The sequence below is a fragment of the Rhodococcus sp. IEGM 1381 genome, assembly GCF_030056795.1.
In the GTDB taxonomy this organism is placed as follows: Bacteria; Actinomycetota; Actinomycetes; order Mycobacteriales; family Mycobacteriaceae; genus Rhodococcoides.
In genome coordinates, this window is sequence record NZ_JASHKQ010000005.1 from 14,744 (window position 1) to 41,099 (window position 26,356).

The window sequence follows — 26,356 nt, forward strand, 5'->3', positions numbered from 1 at the left end:
TTCGACCCTCCACCCGTCACAGACCGTGACGACGGCAATTGCAAGGCAGGTACAGGACATCGACGCTGCAACCGGCGATCTCGGCACCACCAAGGCCGCACCCAAGCGATCACCGTGGAATCGGAAGAATCCCTATCGCGCACAGGTTCTTGGCAACCGACGCCTGTCCGGTCCCACGTCGGCCAAGGAGGTTCGGCACGTCGCGATCGCGCTGGGCGACAGCGGTATCGCCTACCAAGCCGGGGATGGTTTCGCCGTCAAACCCGTCAACGACGCGGCACTGGTCTCGGCCGTAGTCGACCGCCTCGGAGTGCCCGCCGACACCGCCGTGCACACCAAGTCCGGTGAGATCACGCTCGCGCAGGCGCTGACGACAGAGTACGAAATCGGTATCCCGTCCATGGACCTGATCGAGGCCGTGGCCGAACATGCCGGCGACGCCGAACTCGATCACGTTCTGCAGAACGGCGACCGAGCATCGTTCGACGCGTGGACGTGGGGACGTGACGTCGTGGACGTTCTCGATCTCGACCGCTCGCCCGCCTTCGATCCCGGCGAATTTCTCGGCTTGCTGCGTCCACTGCAACATCGCGTCTACTCGATCTCGTCGTCACCGATCGCCCACGAAGGCACAGTGCACCTCACGGTGTCCACCGTCCGATACCGGTCGGCCGAGCGAGACCGCGGTGGCGTCTGTTCGACGTACCTCGCCGATCGAGTCGGCGACGGCAACGAGGCAGGTGTGTTCCTGTCGGCCAACAAGTCGTTCCGCCTGCCCGAGGACGACACCCCGATCATCATGATCGGGCCCGGAACCGGAGTGGCACCGTTTCGAGCATTTCTGCACGAGCGGCGCGCGCGTGGCGCCGCGGGAGACAACTGGCTGTTCTTCGGAGATCAGCATCGGTCGAGCGATTTCCTCTACGAGGACGAGCTCGTCGAGTTCGAGCGCGACGGTCTGCTGAGTCGACTCGATGTGGCGTTCTCCCGCGATCAGCACGAGAAGATTTACGTGCAGCACCGCATGATCGAAGCCGGCAAGCAGCTGTACGGCTGGCTCGAAGCAGGCGCGCATCTCTACGTCTGCGGTGACGCGGCCCGTATGTCGAAGGGCGTCGACGAAGCACTGCACGAGATCGTCGCCGAGCACGGTGGCCGCTCCCCCGACGCCGCCGAGGACTACGTCAACGAACTCAAGCAAACCAAGCGCTACCTGCGGGACGTCTACTGACACCAAGGTTCTTGTCGGACCCCCTCGCTACCGTCTGAACCCACAGGCATCAGTTCTCGTCCGAGAAGAGGGTTTGCACCGTGACCGCACTGCAGAACGGCCATTTCGACTTTACTACCGCGATCGCGTGGGCCAGGTTCACCGAGAATCTGCACGCGTGCCTTCGGTCCCTCCCGAGACGGGACTACATCACGGTCACGGCCGCTCAGGCCAGCCCCGGCGAACGTGGTGTGCGGCCGTACATCGATGTGGCGGCGACGCACACCGGGGTTCTGGTCACCGTCGCGGCAATTCCGTCGCTGCTCTACCCCGACGCGCCGGACACGTCGACCATGGACGTGCAGTTGGTCGAATTCGGTTGGCTGAACCGAGGTAAGCCGATCGCCGACGGATCGGTCATCGATCTCACGCGAACCGACTCACGAGCCGATGCCGCGCTCGTTGCCGAGATGATCACGCTTGCGTTCCGCGAGATCTGGAACGTTCCGCACCCCTCGTTCCTCAGTGTCTGGGGCGTCGCAGCCGATGGCGTGTCATCCGGGCCGAGGGACCTGCAGCGGGGGCTCGTCGCCTCCGCGGCCGAGACCGCCACGTCGGCCGACGCTTCCGAGACGCCCACCGAGGTTCCTGCCGAGCTGGGCTCGCTGCAAGCGCTGTGTCAGTTGACAGGTCGCCGAGTCGACCCGCACACCGTTCGATCCGTCTGCATCGACAGTGACCTCGACGATCTGACGGCTCGTGCCGTGGCCCTCCATCGCTCGGCGGCAGGGCAGGCCCGTCGGTCGGTTGCCGCGGGTCGAGACGACTCGGTGGCTGTGTGGTCCAATCTGGCCCGCACCTGGCTTTCGGTCGCACGAAGCATCGACGCCGCGATGAATGAGGCCCGGCACGCCTGCCGCTGACCGAAGCTACAAGATCGTTCGTCGTAGACCGCTCGCCCGTAGTACCTGACGCTCGACACCCGCGCGAATGGCATCCTCGGTACCGATCACCCGCACGTGCGATCGCGCGCGAGTGATTGCGGTATAGAGCAATTCTCGGGTCAGCAGTGTCGATGCCTCGGCGGGGAGAAGAACCGAGACGGTGTCGTACTGACTGCCCTGGCTGCGGTGGATCGTCATCGCATACACCGTGTGAACCGACGAGAGCACGTTCGGGTGGATCAGCACATGACCGCGGCCGCGAGCGAACGCTGCCATCGCGGTTCCGTTGTCTCCCAACACCACAACGCCGGTGTCACCGTTGTATATCCGCGCTTCGTGGTCGTTTGCCGTCACCAACAGTGGCTGACCGGGGTACCACAGTGACGGATCGAGAAACGTTCCGCTGTGCTCTCCCACCCACTCCATCGCTTGCCGATCCCATCGAGCGACACCCCATCGGCCCTCGCGGTGCGCGCACAGCAGGCGATGCTTCTCCAGACCCAGAAGTGCCGCGGAGGCATCTCCGGCTGCTGCGGCGGCGGTGACCTCGGCTGCGGTGTCGATCACGTCGGAACGCAGCGCATCCACGTCGTCGGGACCGTGGAATGAGATTTCTTTCGCGCCGGACTCGAGCAGGGCCATCACGTCGTCGCCCCGGCCGTCTCGCACGGCCACTGCCAACTGGGCGATTGCCCCGCCGAATCGTCTGCCTCGACTGAGCCGCACGACGCCGCCGCGCAGTCGGTCTCGCTCGAACGGGCTCAGGGCGGCCTCGGCCGGATCCTCGGTGGCGGCGAAATCCTCGTCGACGAGCTGCGCCAGCACCGGGTTCTCGATGCCCGTGACCGGCCGGGCCACGAGGTCTGCCAGCACCGCGCCTGCGTCGACAGACGTCAGCTGGTCCGGGTCACCGACCAGGATCAAGCGTGATTCGGGACGGACGGCTTCGAGCAGTCGGCACATCATCGTCAGTGACACCATCGAGGTTTCGTCCACGACGATGACGTCGTAGGGCAGGCGGTTCTCCCCGTCGTGCCGAAACCTCGTCTTGCTGCCGGGCTTCCAGCCCAGAAGCCGGTGCAGTGTCATCGCCTTCAGGTCTATCGGCAGTCCGAGGAGCTCCGCTTGTTCGGACACCGACTCCTGCAATCGGGCTGCGGCCTTGCCGGTGGGTGCCGCCAACCCGATGCGCAGATCGCTTCCGTGTTCCCGGACGAGTAGCGCCAGAATCCGAGCCACCGTGTGGGTCTTACCGGTACCCGGCCCGCCTGCGATGACCGTGGTCCATTGGGTCGCCGCCAGGGCCGCCGCTATCCGCTGACGATCCGGAGCAACAGTGGGCGCACCCGATTCGTCGACGAACAGCTCGGTCAGAGCATGGCTGATCTCGGCGACATCGGACTGCGGGTGAGACTTCGACCGCTGCTCGAGACCATCACGGACTATGCTCTCCTGCAGGTGATATCGATCGAGATACAGGAGTTCACCCTCGTCGGTGTGAACCAGCTTCAGCGGCGTCAACGGTCCGTTCGCACTGCCGACGACGAGGGGACTGACCGACAGCGCGCCGAGGACCTCGACGAGATCGGGCCACGGAAGCGCGGCCGGATCGACGTCGGAATCCTCGTCTACCGTCACATCTCGCAGTCGTCGCAGGTCCAGGCACACCGATCCTGATCGCACGGCGCGCACCGTCAGCGCAGCGGCCAAAAGCACGTGCTCCGACGACTCCCCGGCAAGCGCACCCAGACGTAATGCCACGTGCACGTCGGCGGCCGTGAGTACACCTGCATCGTTGAACGTGCGCAAAAGGCCGCTACCGCGCAGTGCGGTCGTCACGCTCGTCATCGAGTCACCTTTCCGGCGAGCAGGTTCGACAGCTCGACCACCAGCGCCGCCGTCGGATTCCAGTCGAATACCCCGCAACCGTCAGGAGTATCCGGCCCCACCATGCCCCGCACGAACAGGTACCGAACTCCTCCCAGGTGTACCTGTGGGTCGTATCCCGGTTGACGCCACCGCAGATAACGATGCAGCGCAACGGCATACAGAATTGCCTGCAGCGGATAATGCGAGCGCATCATCTCCTGAGCCATCTTCTCCCGGGTGAAGTTGCCTGTTGTCAGATCACCTCGGGCGAGCCGGTTGGTCTTGTAGTCCACCACGACGTAGCGCGGTCCGGGCACTCGTAGAACCGAGTCGATGCTTCCGGTGAGAAAGCCGCGCAAGGGTGTTTCTTCGATACCGTCGAGCAGATCGGGGTACGACGCGAGCGGGTCGGCAACATCGAGGTGCCGACGCATCAGCCGCGCAACGGATTTCAGGGTGACCGTCGCCGCCACCGGATCGTCACCGCCGGCCAACGGAAGCTCGAAGTCCAGCTCTGCCAAATGATCGGAAGGCGCGATGTCGGCAAGTGTCCCGAAGCCCAACGGCGTGTGCATCACCGGCAGAAGGGCTGCGGCCAACTCCACCGGATCGACCTCGGCCATGCGCGACGCGACCGCTGCACTGCACCGAAGCTCGAGCTCGGCGAGCAAGTCGGGAGCGGAGGTGTCCACGTGTTCGAGCGCCTCGTGCACGAGCGTTCCGAATGCGGCACCGGCGGGCATGCCGTTCATCGGTGACTCGATTCCTTCCAACCTGGAATCCTCTGTGTAATCACTGTTCGACTGAGGTTCGGCCGGCTCGTCGGTCTTCTCGGGATGCTCGGCCTCGCTTGTCACCCCCACCTCCGGCTGAACGTGTGCCGCGTCGTGAGCGTGAGCTGTCAACGCGGAGTACGACGTTCGACGCCACAGCAGGTCCAGAGTTCGATCGAACCGCGCGGCAGCCACGTCGAGCAGTGGTTCCTCGGGTCTGACCCAATGCTGCGTGGACGGCGCACCGGGCCCCACCGGTTCGATCGAGATGATCTCGGCAGCGGACCCGACCCAGGACTGCAGTCGGTTCGCAGTGGTTGCATCGTCGAGCACCTTGTACGACGGCTCCGGTTGGGGAATCCCGGGGATGCGACCGAACAGCATGCGATGCAGCGACGATGTCGAGGTTTTGTAGCCCGGTGCCCACCACAGCACGATCTGGCACTCGGCACGGGTGAGGCCGACGTACAGCAGCCGCAGTTCCTCGCCTGCTTCCTCCTGGTCGTTGATCATCTTTCTGGCCGCATAGCCCACTCCTGACGGTCCACCGACGTCTCGAATCCGGTCGCCGTTCTCGTGCAGCAGGAGCGTCGACGGCTTGCTGAAGAACAACGTGTCCCAGGCGTACGGCAGGTAGACGACGGGGAATTCGAGCCCTTTGCTGCCGTGTGTCGTCATGATTTGCACCGCGGCGGAGTCGCTGTCGAGTCGACGGCTGCGGTCGCTGGATCCACCGGCTGCCGGTTCCTTGATACGGTCGGTCAGCCAGCGAGTGAGTGCGGTGATTCCGAACGACTCGGATACTGCTGCGCGATTGAGCAATTGAGCGATATGCCGTAGATCGGTCATGGTCCGTTCGCCCGCGTCGACCGCGAGCAGCCGCGCGTCGAGTCCGGACTGGGCCGACACTCGCTCGAATACTGCAGCGAACCCGGCCTCGTCGAACAGTATCGAATATTCACGCAATCGGCTGCTGACCTGGGACAGGGCATCTTCGGCTCCGGAGTCGAGCTGAGCGGCAGTCCACCCGAGCAAAGGGGTCAGGGCGGCGAGTCGAACGCGGTCGGTGCGATGCGGTTGCTCGATCGCCTGCAGCAGCCACAACCAGTGTCGGGCACTCTCGGTGCCGAACACGCTGGTGCTGCTCGACACGACCGACGGGACGCCGACTGCGTCCAGCGCGTCTCGAATCAGCGCCACCTGCTTGGTAGTTCGGGTCAGCACGGCGACGTCTCGCGGTTCGATCGCCCGGGGTCCGTCCGGTCGGTCGATCGTGGCACGGTTGGACAGCAGCTCGACGATGTCTGCCGCGACGTCGGCCGCGACCTTGGAACGGAGTCGATCGACTGCCGGAAATCCCTGTCGCAGGGGGCCTGCACCGGTTCGCGGAAGATAGCGCAGCCTGAGCGGGGTGTGTCCGACCATCCGCGACGGTGGATTTCGGGGTTCGACACGGTGAGCCATGATGTCGTCGTGTCCGAGGGCTGCGCCGCCGTACAGATGGTGCAGCGCATCGAGTAGCCCGGAATCACTGCGCCAGTTGGCAGTGAGCTCGTACAGGTGGTCCGCCGATTCCACCGCATCGAGGTAACTGAGCACCTCTGCCCCACGGAATGCGTAGATTGCCTGCTTCGGATCGCCGACGAGAATGAGTGTCGTCGATCCGTGAAACGCCCGTCGCAGAATGTCCCACTGCAGCGGGTCCGTGTCCTGGAACTCGTCGATCAGCACTACTCGGAACCGGTCTCGCACTCGCGCACAGGCGGCCTCACCGTGCACGGGATCGGACAACACCGAATGCAGGAGTCCGAGTAGATCGCTGTAGTCACGCACCCCGAGCAGCCGTTTGCGACGTTCCATTTCCCGCCGCGCTTCCTGGGCGAACCGCACACGCAGCGCCGGCTCGCGGTTACCGTCGTCCCCATCGAGGTTTGCGGTGTCGGGGTACAGAATCGACTGCTGGTCGCCCACGGCCGCCAAGGCCAACTGGTGCGCATCCCGCCTGCTGAATGCCGGCGCTTCGTCGTCGCCACTGAACATCTGCAGATACAGGTCGTCCACGACCTGCTCGAGTAGATCGGACACGGATTCGACGAATGCCGATTCCGGTTCGCGCTCCCCCGCGATTCCGAGCCCGTCGAGCATGCGCTGACAGAAGCTGTGGGTGGTGACGATGGTCCCGGCATCGAAGTCCGACAGCGCCTTTCGTAGTCTTCTGCGACGGCGGTCCACCTCGGCATCGTCGACCGATGCCAGGAACACCACCAATGGATCTCGTTCTGCACGAGCAGCTTCCGGGTCTGCAAGATGCCGCGCGATCGACGCGAATCTACTGCGAGTGCGATCGCGGAGTTCTTGGGTTGCCGCCCGGCTGAACGTCACCAGAAGCAGGTCGGAAATTTCGGCGATGCCCTCGGCGATGTAGCGCGCGGCCAGTCCGACAATTGCGTACGTCTTGCCGGTACCGGCGCTGGCTTCGAGCACGGTGGTTCCGGTAGGCATTGGACCGAGCAGATCGAATCCGCGAGGGGTGGTCATGCGTTCCCCATGTTCTCGGCCGTGAGCAACGGGTCCCACAGTGTGCGAGCGAGGACACCGAAGCGGCTCGTCTCGTTGGACGGGTCGGTTTCATCGGAGAGCGGGGGCGCGGCCAGCAGTGTCTGGAACGACAGGGTCGGACCGTGCACGTACCGCAGCGAGCGATCGTTTCCGTCGCCGAAGTCTCCTCGCCATGCCCAGGTGGCGGAGTCGTAACCGTCCTCGATGGATCCGCCACCGAACCGCTTCTCCGCGTACGCCGATGCAGTGCCGGTCGATATCGGCAGCGGCGACGCCAATCCGCGATCGCGCAGCTTCACCAGTTCGCGCAGGGTGGCAATCGGATCCTGCGGTGCCGTCAGTCGCGATCGACGAGGAGGCCGCATGCCGCTCGCCCGTCCGATGGTGACGGCGCTCCACTCCCCCGGCTCGGATGCGGCCACCGCCAGCAACCGCACCCACGCGGCCAGTCGGTGCTTGGCGGCGAGTCGAGAGTAGGACGAACGCGCCAGAACACGGCCATGGATTCCGGTGACGGTTCCGGTCAGGCGTCGTCCGTCGCCGAGATCGACCGCGACATCTGTGGTGTCGGCCGGGCCTTCGTGGAATGGCGCGGCCGCGTCGGCGATGATTCCGACGATCTGTCGGATGTCGGACATCTCGCGTCGGCCCTGATGAAATGGCGGAAGAGTCCCGCGGCGCCATTCGGCGTCGGCGAATTCTCCGATGTCTCCGCCCGCGATCACCGCGGCAAGCATCCGATCGCCGATGTTCCACCGAGACAACGGGTCCAGCTCGATGTCGAGATTGTCTGCCAGGTCGCCCTCGAGCTCGGGAACGCGAAAGCCGAGCCGCTGGCGGAGAAACGCCTGCACCGGGTTCTCGACGAAGGCGATCACATCGGCGAGTTCCACATCGCCTCGATCTGCCGGCGGGAGCGCAGCGGGTAGGAAAGGAGCCACGGGTTGGGGCGCACGTTGCTTGGAGACCGCTCCGGCCAACGCGACGGTGTCGAAACTGAACGGATGTTCGGCCTCGAAATTGTGAGGATCGAACGGCTGCAGCGGATGCCGACGTTCGACGCTTCGACCCGCGGTCACCTCGAGCGCATCCATGAGTTCGCGCAGTGGAATCGCGGGCGGCTTGACCGAACCGTCGACCGGGTCTGCACCGGTGTAGAACAGCAGGAGCTTCTCCTCGGCCGACATCACCGCGTCGAGCAGCAGTTGCCGATCCTCACTGCGAATGTCTCGTTCACCGAGTGCCGGGTCGCGGGCGAGGATGTCATCTCCGTCGATACTTCCCACTCGCGGGAAGACCTCGTCGTCGAGCCCGAGGAGCACCACCACTCGGTGCGGTACCGAACGCATCGGAACCATGGTGCACACGGTCAGCTCGCCGGTACGGAAGTTCGCTCTCGTGGGTCGTCCGGCCAGTCTCCTGGCCAACATGGCGCGCACGTCCGCCAGTCGCAGCTCCACCGACCCTCCGTGTTCGGTGGCGTCGGCGATCTCGCGATGTGCTTGTGCCAGTTGCCATTCGTCGGCTGTGGACACGTCGGCGAGCAGATCGAGTGCGCGGCCAAGTTGCCGCGTCCACTCGGTCACCGACGCCGGACCGGCAAGAGCTCGTAGTACCGAGGCGAGCCGATCGACCAGCTCGGCGAAACGGCCGGCGAGGTCGATGTCGTTGCTGTCGACGTCGTCGAGAGGCAGTGCAAGGTCGAGGTACTCGTTGTGGGTCTCGTCGGCGGCCACGCCCAGGAGGATCCGGTCGAGGGCCGATTTGAAGGTGTTCTGCCGAAAGCCGTTCAAACCGAATGCTTCTCGTTGCCTCACGGTCAGACCCCAGCGCGCACCGGAGGTCGTCACCCATTCGCGGAGTCGCTCGAGATCGTCGTCGCTGAGCGAGAATTTCTCGCGGACCGGACCGCTGGCAGCGAAGTCGAGCAGCTCGCTCGCCGTCACCCGGCCTTCGGAGAAGTCGAGAACAGTCGCGATGACGTCGAGCACGGGGTTGGTGCGGCGCAAGCCCCGATCAGCGAGTCGCACACGCAGGCGGTGTCCTGGATGCACCAGCGCAGCCTGCCCGAAGTTGGCGCGAATCAACGGCGCGTAGGTCTCGACGTCCGGGCACATCACCAGCACGTCCCGCGGTTCGAGCGTCGGATCACCGGCGAAAAGATGCAGCAGCGACTCACGCAGAACCTCGACCTGCCGGGCGGGTCCGTGACATGCGTGGATCTGCACGGTGCCATCAGTAGCCGGCACTTTGCCATCGGATTCCGTTGCGGCGGTGGGCGACACGTCAGCGGCTATGTCCGATTGGATCCGGCCGAGCAGGGTGTTCGCGATCTCGGGACCCTCGTGATGGACGGAGTTCGCCGCGACCGATCCGGTGGTGGCCTGCAGTTCCCGGACGTCCCGAGACAGACTGGCCAACAGCGGATGCTCGACGACAAGGGCCGTCGCGTCGTCTCGTCGCCGCGTCACGGCGGGAATGTTCTCCAGGGCGGTCCACATGGACGGGCTGGGATGCGGAACCCAGATGTGTACGTCGCGGTGCTCCGAGAGCGCGCCCAGTATGTCGAGTTGGTCGGTCGTCAATCGGGTGGGACCGAAGACAGACAGCCGACTCGGTAGGTCCACCGAGTCCGGCTCATCCCGTAGCCGAGCGCACGTCTCCGGCAGCCGCTCGGCGGGGCTGGGACTGCCGATCCGCTCCCGCACCAGTTTCCACACTCGTGGTTGCCACTGCAGGTCGTCGTCGAGATCGCCGCCGAGGCCGTCGGTGAATCGTCCAGCGAACCAATCACGAAGCATCTGAGGTCGTTGAGAACCGTACGCACGGAACAGCTCAGCCACATGGGACGCCGTCGACCAGCGACGTCCTAGACGGTGGTCCTCGGACCCCGCACCCAGATGCTCGAACAGCACCGCCGCCCACGGTTGGGTGCGGCACTCGTCGATGACGCTCAGAGCAGTCCAGAGCACTCGGCCCATTGCCCACGGATCGTCGTCGGGGTCGATGTCGTCGACCGCACCGACCGCACGTGAGACCAGCTTTGCCGGGCTCGGAAAATCGATGTTCGCGGCGATGCCGTCACCGTCCGGACTGCCCAAGGTGCTCGAGAGTCGTTGAGTGAGCCACCGCTCGACACCCTTGGCCGGAACCGACACGATCTCGGGGGTGAAGCAGTCGTCCAACGGCACGGACAGGACATCGGCGAGCGCGTCGGCAAGGGTTCCTGCGCGCTCGGCGCGGTGGAGCGTCAACACCGTTGCGACCCCCTGCCTGTTCGTAGCGGAGAGCCCGATTTCGGACTCGTGACGACCCTACTCGAGCCTGGCGACAGGTTCTGCGCGATGAGTCCGGCCGCCGATCCCGGTCAGTATCCGTGAACCCCTTGCCGACACGAAGGAGAACGACATGATCGAACATGTCTTTGCAGTGATCGCGGTACGCGACATCGATTCGGCCGACGCCTGGTATCGCCGGCTGTTCGATCGGCCCGCAGACGACAACCCGATGCCGAGTTTGGTGGAGTGGCAGGCCGCCCCGACTGCCTGGGTGCAGGTGACAGTCGATCCCGAGCGAGCAGGCGCGTCGCAGTTGAACGTCGCCGTCGACGATCTCGAATCTTTCGTCACTTCGGCGCGCTCACGTGGGGTCGAGTTCGGCGACATCGTCGACGCGAACAAGGGCGTTCGACTGAGCACCGTTGTCGACCCCGACGGCAATTCCATCACCGCGATCGGCGGCTTTCGCGAACGCTATTGATCGATGCGGTTGTCGTTGTCCGGTCGGGTGTAACGACAAACGCGGTGAATGCGACATGGTGAACGGAAATGCGACCGACCGGTTCGGACGGAATCGAGTGGTTGCTTCCGGTCTCGCGGTACATCGTTTCCGCGGTATCGACACCATTCGCGACCCGAGGACGAACTACATGACAAGCGCCTACCCACCACCCTTCCAGCGCCCCGCACCCGAGCCCGAGACTCCACGCCGCCCCCTGTTCGGGAAGGTATTCGCCTGGGCTGCAATCATTTTCGGTGGGATATTCTCGATCGGCGCACTCGTGTCGTTCGAGTTCGGTGCGTTGCTCGTGGGCGCACTGATGGTCGGAGCCGGCATCGCATATCTGTACTTGTCGCCCAGTCGAGGTCGCCGAGGGTGGGCGGTACCGGCCATCGCAGTCCTCCCCGCCTTGATCTTCATGGGACTGACCACCACCACAGAACCCGAGACCCCCGCCGTTGCCCCGGTCGCGGCCGTGCCCGCCTTGCCGACCGTCACGACGACGTCCGCGCCGCCGTCGACAACCACACCGGCACCGACCACCACGACCACCGTCGCCCCGACGACCGAAGCAGTAGCCGCCATCGTCGAGGTGCCGACGACAACGGAGTACATTCCATTGCCTGATCCTGAGCCCGTGTACATCCCCGAGCCGGTCTACACACCGGAGCCCGTTTACACCGCTCCCGCACCGCTTGTTGCAGTGCCGCCCGTGGTCTCGTACGCCAATTGCGATGCGGTCCGCGCGGCGGGCGCTGCCCCGATCTACGCAGGCGAGCCGGGGTACAGCTTGAAACTCGACCGCGACAAGGATGGAATCGGCTGCGACACCTGATCGCTGTTCAACCCACCAACCGCCGCGTCAGGTCGGCGCTTGCGCGGGAGAACGCGACCAGCATGACCAGTTCGACCGACGGCCGCGCAGCTTTCACGGCCACCACTTGCTGAGTGACTGCGTCGTGCATCGGCCATCCGAAGGATCCGCCGGATATCAGGGGAAATGCGATGGACTTCAGATTCATCGACGCAGCGAGCGCCAGACTTCGGGCGTAGCACGAGCGCAGCAACTCCGATCTGTCCTCGTGCTGTGAGTACCGCGGACCGACGGTGTGGATGACACAGTCTGCTCGTAATCTGCCGGCTGTGGTCGCGACGGCTGCGCCGACGTCGAGGCCGTGCGGCAGGGTGGTGGCCCGCAGCGCCTTGCATTCCGCGAGGATCGTCGGCCCACCGGCGCGATGGATAGCACCGTCGACCCCGCCGCCGCCGAGCAGACGTGCGTTGGCGGCGTTGACGATCGCGCTGGCCGCCACGTCTGTGATGTCGCCCTGAACGATGTCGATGATGGTCATGAAAGTTCCTTCACTGCAGTGATGTTCGAGGTGATTCGGTCAAGATCGTCGGCGCGGAAGCCTGGGTAACCGTGGACGATGTCGCGCCAGCCGCGCGGTACGGCCGAGGCTCCCCAGCGCGCTCCGAGGAGTCCTCCTGCAATGGCCGCTGTGGTGTCTGTGTCACCGCCCGCACGAACACACAGTTCGAGGGCGGCCGACAAGGGCCGTGCCTCGCCGGCGCTGCGATGGATTGCCCACCACGCCGTCTGCAGCGCGTGCACCACCCAACCGTTGTTGGAGAAGTCGGCAGGCTCGCCCACCTGTGCCTGCTGAATCAGCGGGCACCAGTAGTCCCGCACCTCGTGCGCAGCCTCGTCGAGGAACTCGGCGACGCCGTCGTATGTACCGTACAGAACTGCGTATCGGATTGCGTGACTCCACAATTGACACGCCTCACCGGCCCGCGGGTCGGAATGTGTCAGTGCACTGATGCGAGCTGCGGCAGCTCGGCAGCCGGCCGCATCGTCGAGGTAGGCCAGCGCGACGGGCGCGGTACGCATGAGCGATCCGTTGCCGCCGGTTCTCCCGGGCAACGCCGCCGCCGCTGCAGTCATGTCTGCGCCAGTGCGTGTGGTCTGCGCGAGCACGGCGCGGGTTTGATTTCCTACGTCGGGCGGGTTCTGCGCGAACCACGCGCGAAAGTTCTCGGCAATGTCGTCGACGTCCCCGCCTGCTTCCAGTGCACGCGCGACGCAGAGTGCCATCGAGGTGTCGTCGGTCCATTCGCCCGGAGCCCAGTCGAACGTTCCGCCGCCGATCATGTCGATCTCGGTCTCCGGAGAGGGATATCCGAACTCGTAACCCGCGCCCAGAGCGTCTCCTACTGCGGTTCCGAGCAGAACGCCCCTCGCTCGATCCTGCCGAATGTCCGTCAACTGCATGCCTACCCCTTAGCTCGATGTTGATCTAAGCTTAGATCATATTCACGCTAAGATGCAACGCATGACCTGGCGAGACCGAGACGGCAAAGCTCTGACCGACTACCCCCGCCCCTCCGTGGCTGTCGATGTCGCAGTACTGACCGTCCGCGAACGTCGATTGCACGTGGTCGTGGTGCCGACCGAACGGGGCCGCGCTCTACCGGGCACATTCCTGCGACCCGAAGAGAATCTCGCCAACGCTGCAGACCGGGCACTGCAGACCAAGGCCGGCATCGTCGATCTCACATTTCACCAACTGAGAATGTTCGACGCCCCGGATCGGGACGACCGTGGATGGGTTCTGTCGATGGCGCACAGCGCTGCGGTCTCGACCCGATCACTTTCTGCAACAAACGAATTCGTACCGATCGACAACGGAAGACCGGCGTCACCGCTCGCCTTCGACCATGGCGAGATGGTGGCCGAAGCCGTTCTCGACCTGCGTCGACGCTATGCACGCGAGGTGGATCCCGCGCTGCTGATCGACGAGGAATTCACACTTCTCGAATTACGTGAGCTCTACGAGATCGTGTTCGATCGCCCGCTCCCGAAAGACACATTTCGACGCCATGTCCTTGGCTCCCTCGAGGGGACGGGCACGACGTCGGCCGCGGGCGGCGGCCGGCCGGCCGAGCTGTATCGCCGTCTTCCGAGACCGACTCTTCCGCCGTCGGCCGGCGCGTTCCTGCTCGACTGAGGCATGGACCGACGAAACCGGACATCCCAGCAGATAAGCTGCCACTCATGGGATCGAAGCGGCCTGCCAACCGCGGACAGAAACGTGCAGAAAAGACCAAGGCCCGGCAACGGCGTCATCAGCAGTCCCGACCGGCTCCGGCCGGTGTCGACAGCGAACGGATCGCCGATCTGATCGACGGTTTCGTGGAGTGGCTGGACGCGAGCGAGATGTCGGAACAGTCGGAGGCGATCTCACGGCTCGTCTCGTCGACGCTGACCCAGCTTTCCGGAGCCCGTCAGGGCTTCTCCCCCAGCGCCTGGCTGCCGGCCGATGCGCACCTGCTGGTGGACGCCGCGGAACGCATCCTCCAGGAGGAGTCCGACACGGCAGAGGACACCGCGGTCAATCTTGTGCTCACGTCCCTGCAGTACCTGACCTTCCTCGACGAAACCGATCTCTGGGACGGCACACCCGAGGACTACGCGCACTGCATGGAAGATCTCTCGGACTTCCTCGAGGGCGACGAGCCCGACATGCTCGACGCCGACGACATCGACCTCCCCGACGTGTCTCTCGCACAGGAGCTGGCGGCCATCTCGGCGCTGCCACTGTTGCCGGCACTGGACGACATAGTCGCGCGGGTCGCCGATGGGCTGGCAGTATCGGACGATGCTCATCTGCAGCGCGCAGCCGGTTCGGCGCCGTTCGATCCCACAGAAGTCGGCGCGGGCGTCGCCACGGTCGATTACTGGTCGACGGCCATCGCGACCGAATTGATTCGCATCGACGGTGACACTGCGAGGCCGGGCGACAATGCCCATTCATTGGCCGGCCGCGGCGCGGAGACTGTGCACGAACTGGTTGCCGAGCATGTGCGGGTGCAGCTGTCCGGAGATGCCGACGACCCCGACGTGTCGCGGTCACTGGCCAATACCTTTGCGGTGCAGACGTTGCTCGCCGCCATGACCGAAGAGCTACCCGTCAACAACGAGGGCGAGGACTACGCCGATCTGGAAGGCGAGGATCTGCGTACGGCCCAGTTGATCGATCACCGTGTTCGATCGTTGATCGAACAGGGCATTCTCGTCAGGATCGAGGAAGTACTGGCCGTTCCGCACGCTCTACGTCCGGCGGTGTTGGACGGTGTGGCCGAGGCACAGCCCTTCGGTGCGCTCGACGACGATTCTCTCGATGACCCGCTGACACGATCGCCCGAGGATTCGGCATCGTCGTGATCGCCCCCGCGAGCGCCGAGATCGTGTCGGTGGTCGCCGCTAGCGTAATCGAGTCCGCGTTACGTCAGCGCGATCTGGGTAAGGAGCCGACATGAGCGATTCACTCGAGTTCGACTTCGACGTCGATGCCGCCTGGATGCAGTTCCAGCGCACGCTCGGCGACTACGTCAGCGCCATGCGCGACGGCGATGCGTTGGTGATCGAATCGCGATACGACACCACCGACGGCGTCCCCGACACCGCCGCCTGCGTGCAGTTCTATGCCTGGGATCTCGATATGGTCCGCTGCGAGATACCGGCGAACGAACACCTGCACAGCAGCCGAGCCATCACCGGCGATCAGCGAGATGCATTGAGTGCGTTAGGATTCCGCATTTCGCACAACGACGAGCCGACGGCACCGCACGTGGACCGCAATCGCTCGTGGTCCGACGATCTGGCGAAGAAGACCGTCGCGGTCTTCCGCGACATCTGGGGCTTGCCACACCCGTCGTTCCTCAGCTCACGCGCCACCGGGCGCTACGACGTACCGAGTTTCGAGATCGCCATCACGGAGGCCGACGTCTCCGTGGTACCGCTGTGCGTGCAGCCCAAGGGCAAGGAACACCTGCAGCAGTTGGTCGATCGCGCGCTGGAACCGTGGTTCGGCTTCCCGCCGGATCATGACCCCGACGGCGACATCCCGCTGCGGTTCGTGGGCGGCACCGCGTACGTATCGGTCAAACCCACCGAACCGGTGGTCGAGATCAATTCGACGCTTGTCCATGCCGTGTCCGGCCGCACTCGCGCGGCGGAATTGTTGGTCGACCTGAATCTGCAACTGCCGGATGTGATGCTGCACCTGGTCCAGGACTGCATCGTCGCTCAGGTACGAGTCAGCGGGTCGCCCTTCGTCGCAGATCACCTGTTGTGGGCGGTGCGCATGCTCAGTCACGTGTGGGAGCAGGTCGACGACAAGTTCGCGGAGGATTTCGGAGGCGTGCTCGGGGAGCCGACGCCGCCCACCGTCGACGCGGACGACTTTCCCGACGGTTTGCTCGAACTGGTCGATCTGCTCGCCGCGTCCGAAGAAGAATCGCTCGACCTGCACGTGGTTCTCGAGTGTTGCTCGTCCGATCGCGATGTCGTCGTGTCGTATCTGCGGATCAGCGCCGAACAAGAAGCATCGTGGCGTGGGATGGCGGTTGCCGCGGATCTGGGCGACGAGCACTGTGACGTCGCCGAGGCAGATCGCGAAGCGGCCAACTGGGGCCGGGCCGTCTCTGCCCTCCGTGATGTGCTGCGCAGCACTCCCGAGCAGGTCACACCGGTAGTCGATCCTTCGGCGATCCAGCTGCAACTGTTCGAGACCGACGAAGTGGCCGAGGTGTCCGACGAGCGTTCGGACGACCAATAGACGACCGCTGATCAGAGTCTCCCCAACAGGCTTCCCTTTTGTGTTAACCCGGGTTACATTAACCCCATGTTCGCACTTCGTTTGGAGAAACCATGACACTGACGACAAGCAATACGTCCGTTTCGGTCGACGCCGACACTGCGGACGAGCAGCAGTACGTCGAGACGCTCACGTTGCTGTCCGAGGGCTCGGTGCACAAGCACTTCGACCCCTACGTGGACATCGACTGGGAGTCCGAGAAGTTCGCAGTACCCGCGAACGATCCTCGATGGGTTTTGCCGGCCAAAACCGATCCGATCGGCGGCCACGCCTGGTACCAGGCACTTCCACTCGACAGGCAGATCGAGATCGGCATGTGGCGTCAGGCCAATGTCGCGAAGGTCGGTCTGCAATTCGAGAACATCCTGATCCGCGGCATGATGCAGTACGTCTTTTCATTGCCCAACGGCTCTGCCGAGGCGCGCTACTGCACCCACGAATCGATCGAAGAGTGCAACCACACCCTGATGTTCCAGGAGATGGTCAACCGCATCGGTTCCGATGCGCCCGGCATGAGTCGGCCCATGAAGATGCTCTCTCCGTTCGTTCCACTGTTCGCCACGCTGCTGCCAGAACTGTTCTTCGTCGGCGTTCTCGCAGGCGAAGAGCCCATCGACCACATTCAGAAATCGGTCCTACGGTCCGGTGAAGACATCCACCCGATCATGCAGAGCGTCATGGCCATTCACGTTGCCGAGGAAGCGCGACACATCTCGTTCGCGCACCAACTGCTACGTCGTCGAGTCCCCAAGATGTCCAAGGCCGGACGGTTCTTGCTCTCACTCGCCTTCCCGATCACGATGCGCATCCTGTGCGACGTCATCGTCATTCCGCCGAAGAAGTTCTGGACGAAATTCGACATCCCGAAGCAGGTGAAGAAGGACCTGTTCTGGGGTACCCCGGAATCGCAGCACGCGCTCCAGGACTACTTCGGCGATGTCCGCATGCTGGCCACCGACACCGGCATGATGAATCGTGCCGCTCGTCTGATGTGGAAGATGTGCGGAATCGACGGCAAGGCCTCACGTTTCCGTAGCGAGCCCGATCGCAGCTCGAGCCAGTTCGCTGCATAGCCCTCTCGCCGCTCAGCCTTTCTTGCCTCTGCCGTCAGGAACCCCTCATGCCCCACGTCGTCACCCAATCATGTTGCAGCGACGCGTCGTGCGTCTACGCGTGCCCCGTCAACTGCATTCATCCCACCCCCGACGAGCCTGACTTCCTGACGGCAGAGATGCTGCATATCGATCCGCAATCGTGTGTGGACTGCGGCGCATGTGTCTCGGCCTGCCCGGTCGACGCCATTGTGCCGCAAGCAAAACTGACCGAGGCTCAACTGCCGTTCCTGACGATCAATGCGGACTTCTACAAGCAGGAACGCCCGCCTCGGCCGATCTTGGCACCGGTCACGCCGGCGGCATCGGTCTCGCGTGATCGTCAACCCCTTCGAGTCGCGATCGTCGGATCCGGACCGTCGGCGATGTACGCGGCGGACGAGCTGCTCACGCAACCGGGTGTGAAAGTCGATGTCTACGACAGACTCCCGCAGCCACACGGCCTCGCTCGCCTCGGCGTCGCGCCCGACCATCAGAAGACGCGTCAGGTATCGCGCCTGTTCGAAACCATCTCTGCGCAGAAGGGATTCACCTTCCACCTCGGCGTCGAGGTCGGCAAGGACATCACCCACGACCAGTTGATGGACACCCATCACGCAGTGATCTATGCAGTCGGGGCATCGTCGGACCGGGAACTCCGCATTCCCGGTGCCGAATTGCCAGGCCGCAGTTCGGCAACCGACTTCGTCGCCTGGTACAACGGCCACCCCGATCACGCACACCGCACGTTCGATCTCTCGCACGAGCGCGCCGTCATCATCGGCAACGGCAACGTGGCGCTGGACGTCGCCCGCATCCTGACCATGGATCCGGAATCGCTCGCCCAGACCGACATCGCACCCCACGCCCTGGACGCTTTGCGCCACAGCTCTATTCGTGAGGTGGTCGTCGTCGGCCGCCGAGGCGTGGCCCAGTCTGCATTCACCGTTCCCGAGTTCGCCGGATTGCTCACCGTCCCCGATATCGATCTCGCCATCGACCGCACCGAACTCGCACTCGACCCGGTGACGGTCCGCCTCGCCGCTACCGATGACCTACCTCACGCCGTGGCACAGAAGCTTCAACTTCTTCGCCACGTCGACGAATCCCCCGAGCACAGCGACGGCCGTAAGCGCATCACACTGCGATACCTGCTCTCCCCCACTCGCATCCTCGGCACCGATCGAGTGACGGGCATCGAGTTCGAGCGGATGGGTCTGACTGCCGACGGTGACGACGTGGTGCGCAGCACTGCGACCGGTGAAATCGACACCCTCGACGCCGGACTGGTCCTCACATCCATCGGCTACCGCGGAGTTGCGCTGCCCGGGGTTCCCTTCGACGATCGCCGCAGCATCATTCCCAACACCGGCGGCCGTGTATTGCAGGAATCCGGCGGGCAGACTTCGGTCGGCAGCTATGTCACCGGTTGGATCAAGCGCGGCCCCTCGGGATTCATCGGCACCAACAAATCCTGCGCCCAGGAAACCGTCGGACATCTGGTCGACGACTTCAACGCGGGTCGCCTGACCGATCCGATCGAGTTGCCCAGCACCTGGCCCGCCGAGTCGAGCCGAGGGCCTCTGCGACGCTCGAGAGAGATGCTGTCGACGCTGCGCCGGTCCTGACCACCCGGTCCTGAGCACCCTGCCCTCTGTATCCGGCGGTGTGGCGCCCGCTGACTGGATCAATGCGCCCACCAGTCACTCCAACTGCAACAAAGCCACATTCATCCAGGTGACGAAGGCCGCAGAACCGGAGAAAGCGGCGCGAGGTTGAACCGTCTACCATCGGGGTAGATCGAAACATCGGCCACCGAACAGCGGCGGGCCTACACCTCGAGGAGACCGAGATGCCGGGCCTACGACGCAACGTCCTCAGAAACGCTGTCCCAATTGTCGGTATTGCGCTAGCTCTCACTTGCGCAGCTCCAGCGCAGGCTCTGCCGACACCCGCTGACCTCGCCGACGTGCCATCCCGAACCTCGATCTCGTACGAACACGTGCCGACAGGCACGTACGTAGGCAGTGCCGAGGACAACTCCGCCCGCCCGGGTTTGTCGACGGTCAAGCTGTACATGGCCGACTACGTCGTACGACGCGGCGACGGTTCTGCACGTGATCGCGACCTGGCCGCTCGAATGGTGCAGGTCAGCGACGACAGCGCCGCCTCTGTGCTCGACAACAAGTACCCCCAGGCCATCGATGCGACGGCCGCGGAATTCGGACTCACCTCCACCTCACGCGGAGGCTTCTGGGGCAGTTCGTACACCAGCACAGCCGACACCGTGCGATTCCTGGCGGCGAAGAAGCGCACCGATCCCGCCAGCCCGGTACTGGCCTGGATGACCACGGCGGCTCCGGTGGCACGCGATGGAATGGTTCAGGACTGGGGCACTGAGCAGTTGCCCGGCGCGATCGGGACCAAGTGGGGATGGGCCGACGACCGATCGAGTGTGGTCGCGTCGGCGTCGATCGGCGATGATTTCGTAATCGCATCCAATACATACGGACCGACCAGGTCCAATACCGACGACGTGTTGGCAGCGCTCGGCGGCGTCGAGTTGACGGCACCGCCCGCCCCCGCTCCTGTTCCGAACCTTCCCGCGATTCCCGGCCTGCCGTCGGTCGAAGAACTGCTGCAGATGCTCGCTCCTCGCTGACACGTTCGAATAGTTTGTCGTACCCCTCCCCTAGTCTGCGATTCACCGAAAAGTTCGGGGACCACACCGGGGGACGTGGAGGGGACGACGATGAGTCGTATCAATCTGGACAGTATTTTCAAGTATTCGCGCGCAAACAATGTGCGAGACGGTGCCGATCCGAACGAGTTGCTCGACAGCGGAATCGGTTTCGCCCAGTTGGGGTCGTCGGCGAAGGACATGACCCAGCTGATCGCGGAACGCCTGTCCGCTGCGGACGAAACCGATCGAGCTTGTTCGGTGCACGATCGCGCAGCAAGAATACTCGACGACGCTCTCGACACGGCTTTCGAGAACGGTTGGCAGCCTGCCGAACTGGTACACGTAACCCGTCAGAGCGCCGGAAGCGACGGCGCGGTGGTCATGGTCGAGGCTATCGGCTCCCACATGGCGCGAAGTTCCGCCGACAGCCTTGCTCCGGATTTCTGGCGAGATCAGTTGTCCGAGCTGAACGTCGAATCTGCAGGCGGCACCACCGCCGACCGTCTTCGGCGGTTGCGTTCGTACAACCGGCGATCGTCGGCACAATCGTGGTACACCCTGTTACTCGTACTCGGTTGCGCAACATGGTTGTTGCCCCTAGAGACACTCCTGCCCCCTCCCACTCGATGGACATCACGCACCACGCCTACGGGTCCGCGGCAGATGGCGGACTCGAAGATGCTCGGCAGAATACGAGGGTTGCTGGCCAAGGCCGAGTCCACGCAATTCCCCGCTGAAGCCGAGGCATTTTCGGCCAAGGCTCAGGACCTGATGACGCGCTATGCGATCGACAGCGCGCTTCTCGACGAGGGGAACTCTCGCAGCTTGATCGACGATGTCGTCACTCGTCGCATCATGGTGAGCAATCCGTACTCGAAAGCTAAACTGCTTCTGCTGCACAGCGTGTGCAAGGCCAACGGTGCCAGAACAGTGTGGAAAAAGAAGTACATGCTGGCCACCGTGATCGGTCTACCCGTCGATCTCGATCTTTGCGAACTTCTGTACACCTCGTTACTGGTCCAATCGGCACGCGCACTCGATGAGGTCGGCGAGTCGCCGACCTCGCGGACTCGCAGCTTTCGTCATGCATTCCTGATCGCCTACGCCCACCGAGTCGGCGAACGATTGCACGACGCACGCACGCGAGCTACTGCGGCGGCAACGCAACAGCACGGATCGGCTCTGGTGCCGATCATGGCGAAGCGATCCGATGCCGTGGACCGCGCCTACGCTGCCCGGTACCCGTCGACGAAAACGATCAAGTTCGGCAGCGACAATGCTCAGGGGTGGCTTGCGGGCCGGGCCGCCGCCGAACTCGCCGACCTTACCGGTGGGCGCGAACGAATCGACAAATCCGATCTGGCCTCGTAGTGCGGGCTACATTGACTGACATGACCGGTCTGGATACTCCGCTGACACCACTTCGCTTTCTCGAACGCGCTGCGGAGGTTCATCCCCACAAGACCGCCGTGGAGGATGGTCCGCGCACCTTCACCTACGAGCAGTTCGCCGCCGCCGTCACCAGGCTCGCGCATGCCCTGCGCGCGTCGGGGGTCGGCCACGGCGATCGGGTGGCCTACATTGCGTCGAACTCGGCGGAGCTGCTGTTCGCGCATTACGCGGTGCCACTGGCCGGTGCCGTTCTGGTCGCGATCAACACCAGGCTCTCACCGGACGAAGTTCGCTACATCTGCGATCACTCCGGTTCGGTTCTGTTGTTGGGTGATTCGGCACTGCTGGCCGGGCTCGGAACAGATCCCATCGCAGATTCGGTCACCGAGATCGTCGAGACTCCCTCGGTGGACGGCACGTACGACAAGCTGCCGCACACCACGCGATACGACGCATTCCTCGAACGGGGCACCGACGAACCGATGGAGTGGGAGGTCGACGACGAGACGTCGACCATCACGATCAATTACACCTCGGGCACCACCGGTCGACCCAAGGGCGTGATGTACACCCACCGCGGCGCCTACCTCAATTCCCTGGGAGAACTGCACCACCAGGGATTCGGCGTCGACACCCGCTATCTATGGACTCTGCCGATGTTCCACTGCAACGGATGGTGCACCACGTGGGCGGTCACGGCCGCCTCCGGCACACACGTATGCCTTCGCGGAGTGCGTGGCGACGCCATCTGGTCGGCCATCGACAACGGCGTCGATCACCTTGCCGGTGCGCCGACCGTGTTGACCACGCTCGCCACTGCTGCAGAGGCACATTCACTCGACCGACCGCTGACCATCGTCACAGCAGGAGCTCCTCCGAGCCCGACGATCATCGCCAAGATTCGAGCATTGGGAGCAACGCTCGTACACGTCTACGGCCTCACCGAAACCTACGGTCCCTATTCGGTGTGCGAGGCGAAGCAGGAATGGCTCGACCTGGATGCAGACGAACAGGCTCGTCGCTTGGCCAGACAGGGAGTCGGCATGCTCACTGCAGACCGTCTGCGCGTGGTACGCGACAAGCCCGGTCCCGGTGGAGTTTTGATCGACGTCGAACCCGACGGCGGTGAAATGGGCGAGATCGTCATGCGCGGCAACAACGTCATGAAGGGGTATTACAACGACACTGCCGGCACGACACAGGCTTTCGCGGGCGGCTGGTTCCATTCCGGTGACCTCGGGGTGATGCATCCCGACGGCTACGTTCAGCTACTCGATCGCGCCAAGGACGTCGTCATTTCCGGGGGCGAGAACATCTCGACCATCGAGGTGGAGCAGGCACTGGCGAGCCATCCCGCCGTCGCCGATGTTGCGGTGATCGGGGTGCCCGACGACAAGTGGGGAGAGCGGCCTAAGGCATTCGTGGTTCTGGTGCCCGGCGCGGACGCCTCGGAAGCCGAGCTCGAGGCGCACGTAAAATCGGCCATCGCGTCGTACAAAGCCCCGCGCAACGTCGAATTCATCGTCGAGCTGCCGAAGACATCGACCGGCAAGATCAGGAAGAAAGAGCTGCGCGACGCCGAGTGGGGCACGTCCACATCCAAGATCAACGGGTAGCCCACGAGGTCACGCCATTTGCACACCGGCGATTTCGGTGACGCCGCCCTTGCCGTCGAACGACAACTGCCGAAATGCCACCTTCTCGACGAAGAACCTGTCGTGGCTCACCAGGATCACCGCGCCGGGAAAGGCCATCAGCGCGCGTTCGAGCACCTGGGTGCTCTGCAGGTCGAGGTGGTTGGTGGGCTCGTCGAGCACGATGACGCCTGCGCCGAACAACAGGCACTGCGCCAATGCAACTCGTGCCTTTTGCCCACCGGACAGCACCCCGATCTTCGACTTGAGATCCAGCTCGGAGAACTGCAACAACGTGAGGAAGCGGTGGACTTCCTTCTTCGTCGCGGTCAGAGCGAGACTGCCCGGCATCGCGTTCACCGAATGCGACACCGTGTCGTCGAGATCGAGATCGGCCAGCACCTGGTTGTAGTAGATGAACGACGGCGCTTTGGTCTTCCATTTGATCTTGCCGCTGTCCGGTTGCTCGGCACCGACAAGAATGTCGACGAGAGTGGTCTTTCCACATCCATTGGGTCCAGTGATGGCGATGCGGTCACCGCGGTGCACGGTGAATGAGATGTTCTCGAAGAGTCGTTGCTCGCCATAGCTTTTGGCGATCCCGTTGATCTCCGCCAGGTTGTCGTGCACATGCAGACCGCCGTAGATGGCGGTGACCACCGTGTCGACAGGTCGTGGACTCTTGCTCTTCTTGATGTTCGCCAGTCGACGCTTGAGCACCCCGCTGGGGTTCTTCACTGCTTCCTTGCGATCACTGATCGCTTCTTGCTCGTAGGCCAGCAGCTGTTGCTCGTTGCTGAACTCGCGTTCGAGGTTCTTGAGTCGAAACTGCTTCTGCTGAACGTATTCCGAGTAGCTACCGTCGTACGTCTGCAGGTGATGGTTCTCGATTTCGACGATGCTGGTGACGACCTGCTCGAGGAATGCGCGGTCGTGCGAGACAACGAGAAGCGCACCGCGGAAATCTCGTAGCCAACGTTCGAGCCATGCGATTCCGGCAACATCGAGGAAGTTCGTCGGCTCGTCGAGGAGCAGGACGTCCGGGGCCTCGATGAGGATCTTGGCCAACGCAGCGCGGTTGCGCCAACCACCGGACAGTCGATCGACGGGCAGCTCACGTCGTTCGGCGTTGAATCCGAGCATCGACAGCACTGTGTCGATCTGCTGGTGGTAGGTCCAACCGCCGCTGTTCTCCATGGCGTCGAGCAGTTCTGCTTGACGGTCGACGAGCTTGTACATCTGCTTCTCGTCCAGGTCGCCGCCCAATGCGGTCTCGACCTCGGCCAATTCGGTCTCGATTGCGTGGACAGCGCCGAAGAGAGATTCGAGCTCCGTTTGAATGCTGCGATCGCCGTCCAATTCGGAGAACTGCGAGAAGTACCCAATCCGTGCGCCCTCTGTGACGTCGACGGTCCCGGAATCGGGTGTCTCACGCCCGAGAAGAAGCTGCAGCAGGGTGGTCTTTCCCGTTCCGTTGCGGCCGATCAGCCCGATGCGATCACCGTCGGCGAGACGAAAGAACACCTCGCGCAGCATCACCTTCTGGTCGTATCCCTTGGCAACGTCGTTCAAGCGGATCCAGCTCAAGCGTTCACTTCTCCTGAAACTCGGGTCCGCTGAGTCGTCGAACCGGGCTCGCTCACTCTAGCCGCGCTTCAGCCTGCGTCTTTCACGTCGACTGTTCTGATCGGCTCCCCAGTTTCGGATAACCGACGCCGATCGGCGGCACATATTCAAAACTGAGTAGCGGATCGCCTGTGCGCTCGCGGAACACTCATTTGCCGGTGATGGTCGCGAGCGAATCGACGGGCGGGGACACAACGACGGGATCACGTCCGGACCACAGATCGAGCACTGCTTTGGGGCGCGCCAACAACTCTCGCGCGTAGTTGCGAACCACCGCGAGTGTATTGCAGTCGATGCACTCGGCAGTCACGCCGTCGACCTCCAAGCCCATGTCCTCGCACAGCGCCACGGCGCGCGAGACGTGAAGGGGCTGGCTGATGATCAGGCCACGTTCGACGCCGAAGGTCTCTTTCGCCCGAGCGCATGTGTCGTAGGTGTCGACGCCGTGATCGTCGCCGATGATCACGGCAGGGTCGATGCCGTGCTCGATCAGATAGTCGGTCATGGCCTGAATTTCGTTGCCGGAGTTGCCGTCTGCGTCGCCGGAGACCAGAATCGCTTTGATCTTTCCGGTTTGCATCAACGCGATCGCGGCGTCGAGGCGACCGGCGAGAAACCGCATCGGTTTGCCGTCGCGCACCTGCGCGCCGAGAACGATCGCCACGGGCGCATCCGGTGCATCGTCGACGTCGTAGACCTTGCCAGCCGTCGCATAGGCAACCCAACCGGCCGAAGCCAGAACGATCGCCACCAGTGCTGCAACGAGTGCAGACACCGCTCGCAGGAGTCGCCGGACCAGTCCTCGGGGTTTTGCTTTCGTACTCATGATCTCGTTTCGTCGGCGGCAGAGAACTGAACGTAGCCGATGAAAACGGCGCATTTTCGACACCGCGGCGCACCCACATCGATTCCACAGTGAACCCTCAGAAGAACCCTGCCCAGCTGCCCCGGATGTCCGACGAGTACCGTACTAGCAGTGAATCCGCTGCTGACCTCTCGACGCTACGTCGATTTGCGTCTGCAAGCCAGCGCTACCTGTTGACGGTCCTCTAGACCTCAACCTCTCCGTCGGGCATGTCGGCCCGATGAGCATTCTGTCGCACATCTCTGTCGGCACTTCTTCGTTTTCGAA

19 protein-coding genes are annotated in these 26,356 nt (G+C 63.7%); 12 read left to right on the plus strand and 7 right to left on the minus strand.

Annotated elements, in window-relative coordinates; genetic code table 11:
* The first annotated feature begins 25 nt into the window (after window positions 1–25).
* Together QM797_RS14485 and QM797_RS14490 are read left to right on the plus strand one after the other, a co-directional pair.
* Window positions 26–1,231, plus strand: coding sequence for a sulfite reductase subunit alpha (locus QM797_RS14485; protein WP_283276334.1), 1,206 nt, complete (start codon window positions 26–28; stop codon window positions 1,229–1,231).
* Window positions 1,232–1,311: 80 nt separating this feature from the next.
* Window positions 1,312–2,133, plus strand: a complete 822-nt coding sequence (locus tag QM797_RS14490) for a TY-Chap domain-containing protein (protein WP_283276335.1) — start codon at window positions 1,312–1,314, stop codon at window positions 2,131–2,133.
* Window positions 2,134–2,139: 6 nt separating this feature from the next.
* Here the strand turns inward: QM797_RS14490 and recD are convergent, their stop codons facing one another.
* From recD to recC, 3 genes are read right to left on the minus strand one after another with little or no spacing between them, the layout of a single operon-like run.
* Window positions 2,140–4,002 carry an exodeoxyribonuclease V subunit alpha gene (recD, locus tag QM797_RS14495; RefSeq protein WP_283276336.1) on the minus strand — a complete coding sequence of 621 codons (1,863 nt, stop codon included), beginning with the start codon at window positions 4,000–4,002 and terminating at the stop codon, window positions 2,140–2,142.
* Complete coding sequence (locus QM797_RS14500) at window positions 3,999–7,334, minus strand: UvrD-helicase domain-containing protein (RefSeq protein WP_283276337.1); 3,336 nt, start codon at window positions 7,332–7,334, stop codon at window positions 3,999–4,001. Before QM797_RS14500 ends, recD begins: the two co-directional genes overlap by 4 nt.
* Window positions 7,331–10,612 carry an exodeoxyribonuclease V subunit gamma gene (recC, locus tag QM797_RS14505; protein WP_283276338.1) on the minus strand — a complete coding sequence of 1,094 codons (3,282 nt, stop codon included), beginning with the start codon at window positions 10,610–10,612 and terminating at the stop codon, window positions 7,331–7,333. The genes QM797_RS14500 and recC overlap by 4 nt, the downstream gene beginning before the upstream one ends.
* A gap of 151 nt (window positions 10,613–10,763) precedes the next feature.
* On the opposite strand from recC, the gene QM797_RS14510 reads away from it, so the two are divergent.
* Both QM797_RS14510 and QM797_RS14515 read left to right on the plus strand, forming a co-directional pair.
* Entirely contained in the window at window positions 10,764–11,114 is a 351-nt protein-coding gene (locus QM797_RS14510; protein ID WP_283276339.1) for a VOC family protein, read from the plus strand.
* 169 nt (window positions 11,115–11,283) lie between these two features.
* On the plus strand, window positions 11,284–11,970 hold the full coding sequence (locus QM797_RS14515) for an excalibur calcium-binding domain-containing protein (protein WP_283276340.1): 687 nt from the start codon (window positions 11,284–11,286) through the stop codon (window positions 11,968–11,970).
* A 7-nt stretch (window positions 11,971–11,977) separates the two neighbouring features.
* Here QM797_RS14515 and QM797_RS14520 read toward each other — a convergent pair whose 3' ends face one another.
* Window positions 11,978–12,487, minus strand: coding sequence for an O-acetyl-ADP-ribose deacetylase (locus tag QM797_RS14520; RefSeq protein WP_283276341.1), 510 nt, complete (start codon window positions 12,485–12,487; stop codon window positions 11,978–11,980).
* Entirely contained in the window at window positions 12,484–13,410 is a 927-nt protein-coding gene (locus tag QM797_RS14525; RefSeq protein WP_283276342.1) for an ADP-ribosylglycohydrolase family protein, read from the minus strand. Before QM797_RS14525 ends, QM797_RS14520 begins: the two co-directional genes overlap by 4 nt.
* Window positions 13,411–13,471: 61 nt before the next feature.
* On the opposite strand from QM797_RS14525, the gene QM797_RS14530 reads away from it, so the two are divergent.
* The 8 genes from QM797_RS14530 (at window position 13,472) to QM797_RS14565 (ending at window position 23,580) form a co-directional block, all read left to right on the plus strand.
* The gene (locus QM797_RS14530) at window positions 13,472–14,146 is read left to right on the plus strand and encodes an NUDIX hydrolase (protein WP_283276343.1); all 675 of its coding nucleotides are present in this window, start codon (window positions 13,472–13,474) and stop codon (window positions 14,144–14,146) included.
* A gap of 47 nt (window positions 14,147–14,193) precedes the next feature.
* Window positions 14,194–15,363, plus strand: a complete 1,170-nt coding sequence (locus QM797_RS14535; protein WP_283276344.1) for a hypothetical protein — start codon at window positions 14,194–14,196, stop codon at window positions 15,361–15,363.
* Between the two features lie 91 nt (window positions 15,364–15,454).
* Window positions 15,455–16,759, plus strand: coding sequence for a T3SS (YopN, CesT) and YbjN peptide-binding chaperone 1 (locus tag QM797_RS14540; RefSeq protein WP_283276345.1), 1,305 nt, complete (start codon window positions 15,455–15,457; stop codon window positions 16,757–16,759).
* A 92-nt stretch (window positions 16,760–16,851) separates the two neighbouring features.
* Entirely contained in the window at window positions 16,852–17,871 is a 1,020-nt protein-coding gene (locus tag QM797_RS14545; protein ID WP_283276346.1) for an AurF N-oxygenase family protein, read from the plus strand.
* 47 nt (window positions 17,872–17,918) lie between these two features.
* A complete protein-coding gene (locus tag QM797_RS14550; protein WP_283276347.1) occupies window positions 17,919–19,517 on the plus strand; it encodes an FAD-dependent oxidoreductase in 1,599 nt (532 codons plus the stop codon).
* A 374-nt stretch (window positions 19,518–19,891) separates the two neighbouring features.
* A complete protein-coding gene (locus QM797_RS14555; protein WP_283276348.1) occupies window positions 19,892–20,551 on the plus strand; it encodes a serine hydrolase in 660 nt (219 codons plus the stop codon).
* A gap of 90 nt (window positions 20,552–20,641) precedes the next feature.
* On the plus strand, window positions 20,642–21,943 hold the full coding sequence (locus QM797_RS14560) for a DUF2786 domain-containing protein (RefSeq protein ID WP_283276349.1): 1,302 nt from the start codon (window positions 20,642–20,644) through the stop codon (window positions 21,941–21,943).
* Window positions 21,944–21,963: 20 nt separating this feature from the next.
* Window positions 21,964–23,580: an AMP-binding protein gene (locus QM797_RS14565; protein WP_283276350.1), complete on the plus strand. Its 1,617-nt coding sequence runs from the start codon at window positions 21,964–21,966 to the stop codon at window positions 23,578–23,580.
* A gap of 9 nt (window positions 23,581–23,589) precedes the next feature.
* On the opposite strand, the gene QM797_RS14570 is transcribed toward QM797_RS14565, so the two are convergent.
* Both QM797_RS14570 and QM797_RS14575 read right to left on the minus strand, forming a co-directional pair.
* On the minus strand, window positions 23,590–25,185 hold the full coding sequence (locus QM797_RS14570) for an ABC-F family ATP-binding cassette domain-containing protein (RefSeq protein ID WP_283276351.1): 1,596 nt from the start codon (window positions 25,183–25,185) through the stop codon (window positions 23,590–23,592).
* 187 nt (window positions 25,186–25,372) lie between these two features.
* On the minus strand, window positions 25,373–26,050 hold the full coding sequence (locus tag QM797_RS14575; RefSeq protein WP_283276352.1) for a SanA/YdcF family protein: 678 nt from the start codon (window positions 26,048–26,050) through the stop codon (window positions 25,373–25,375).
* Window positions 26,051–26,356 lie beyond the last annotated feature (306 nt).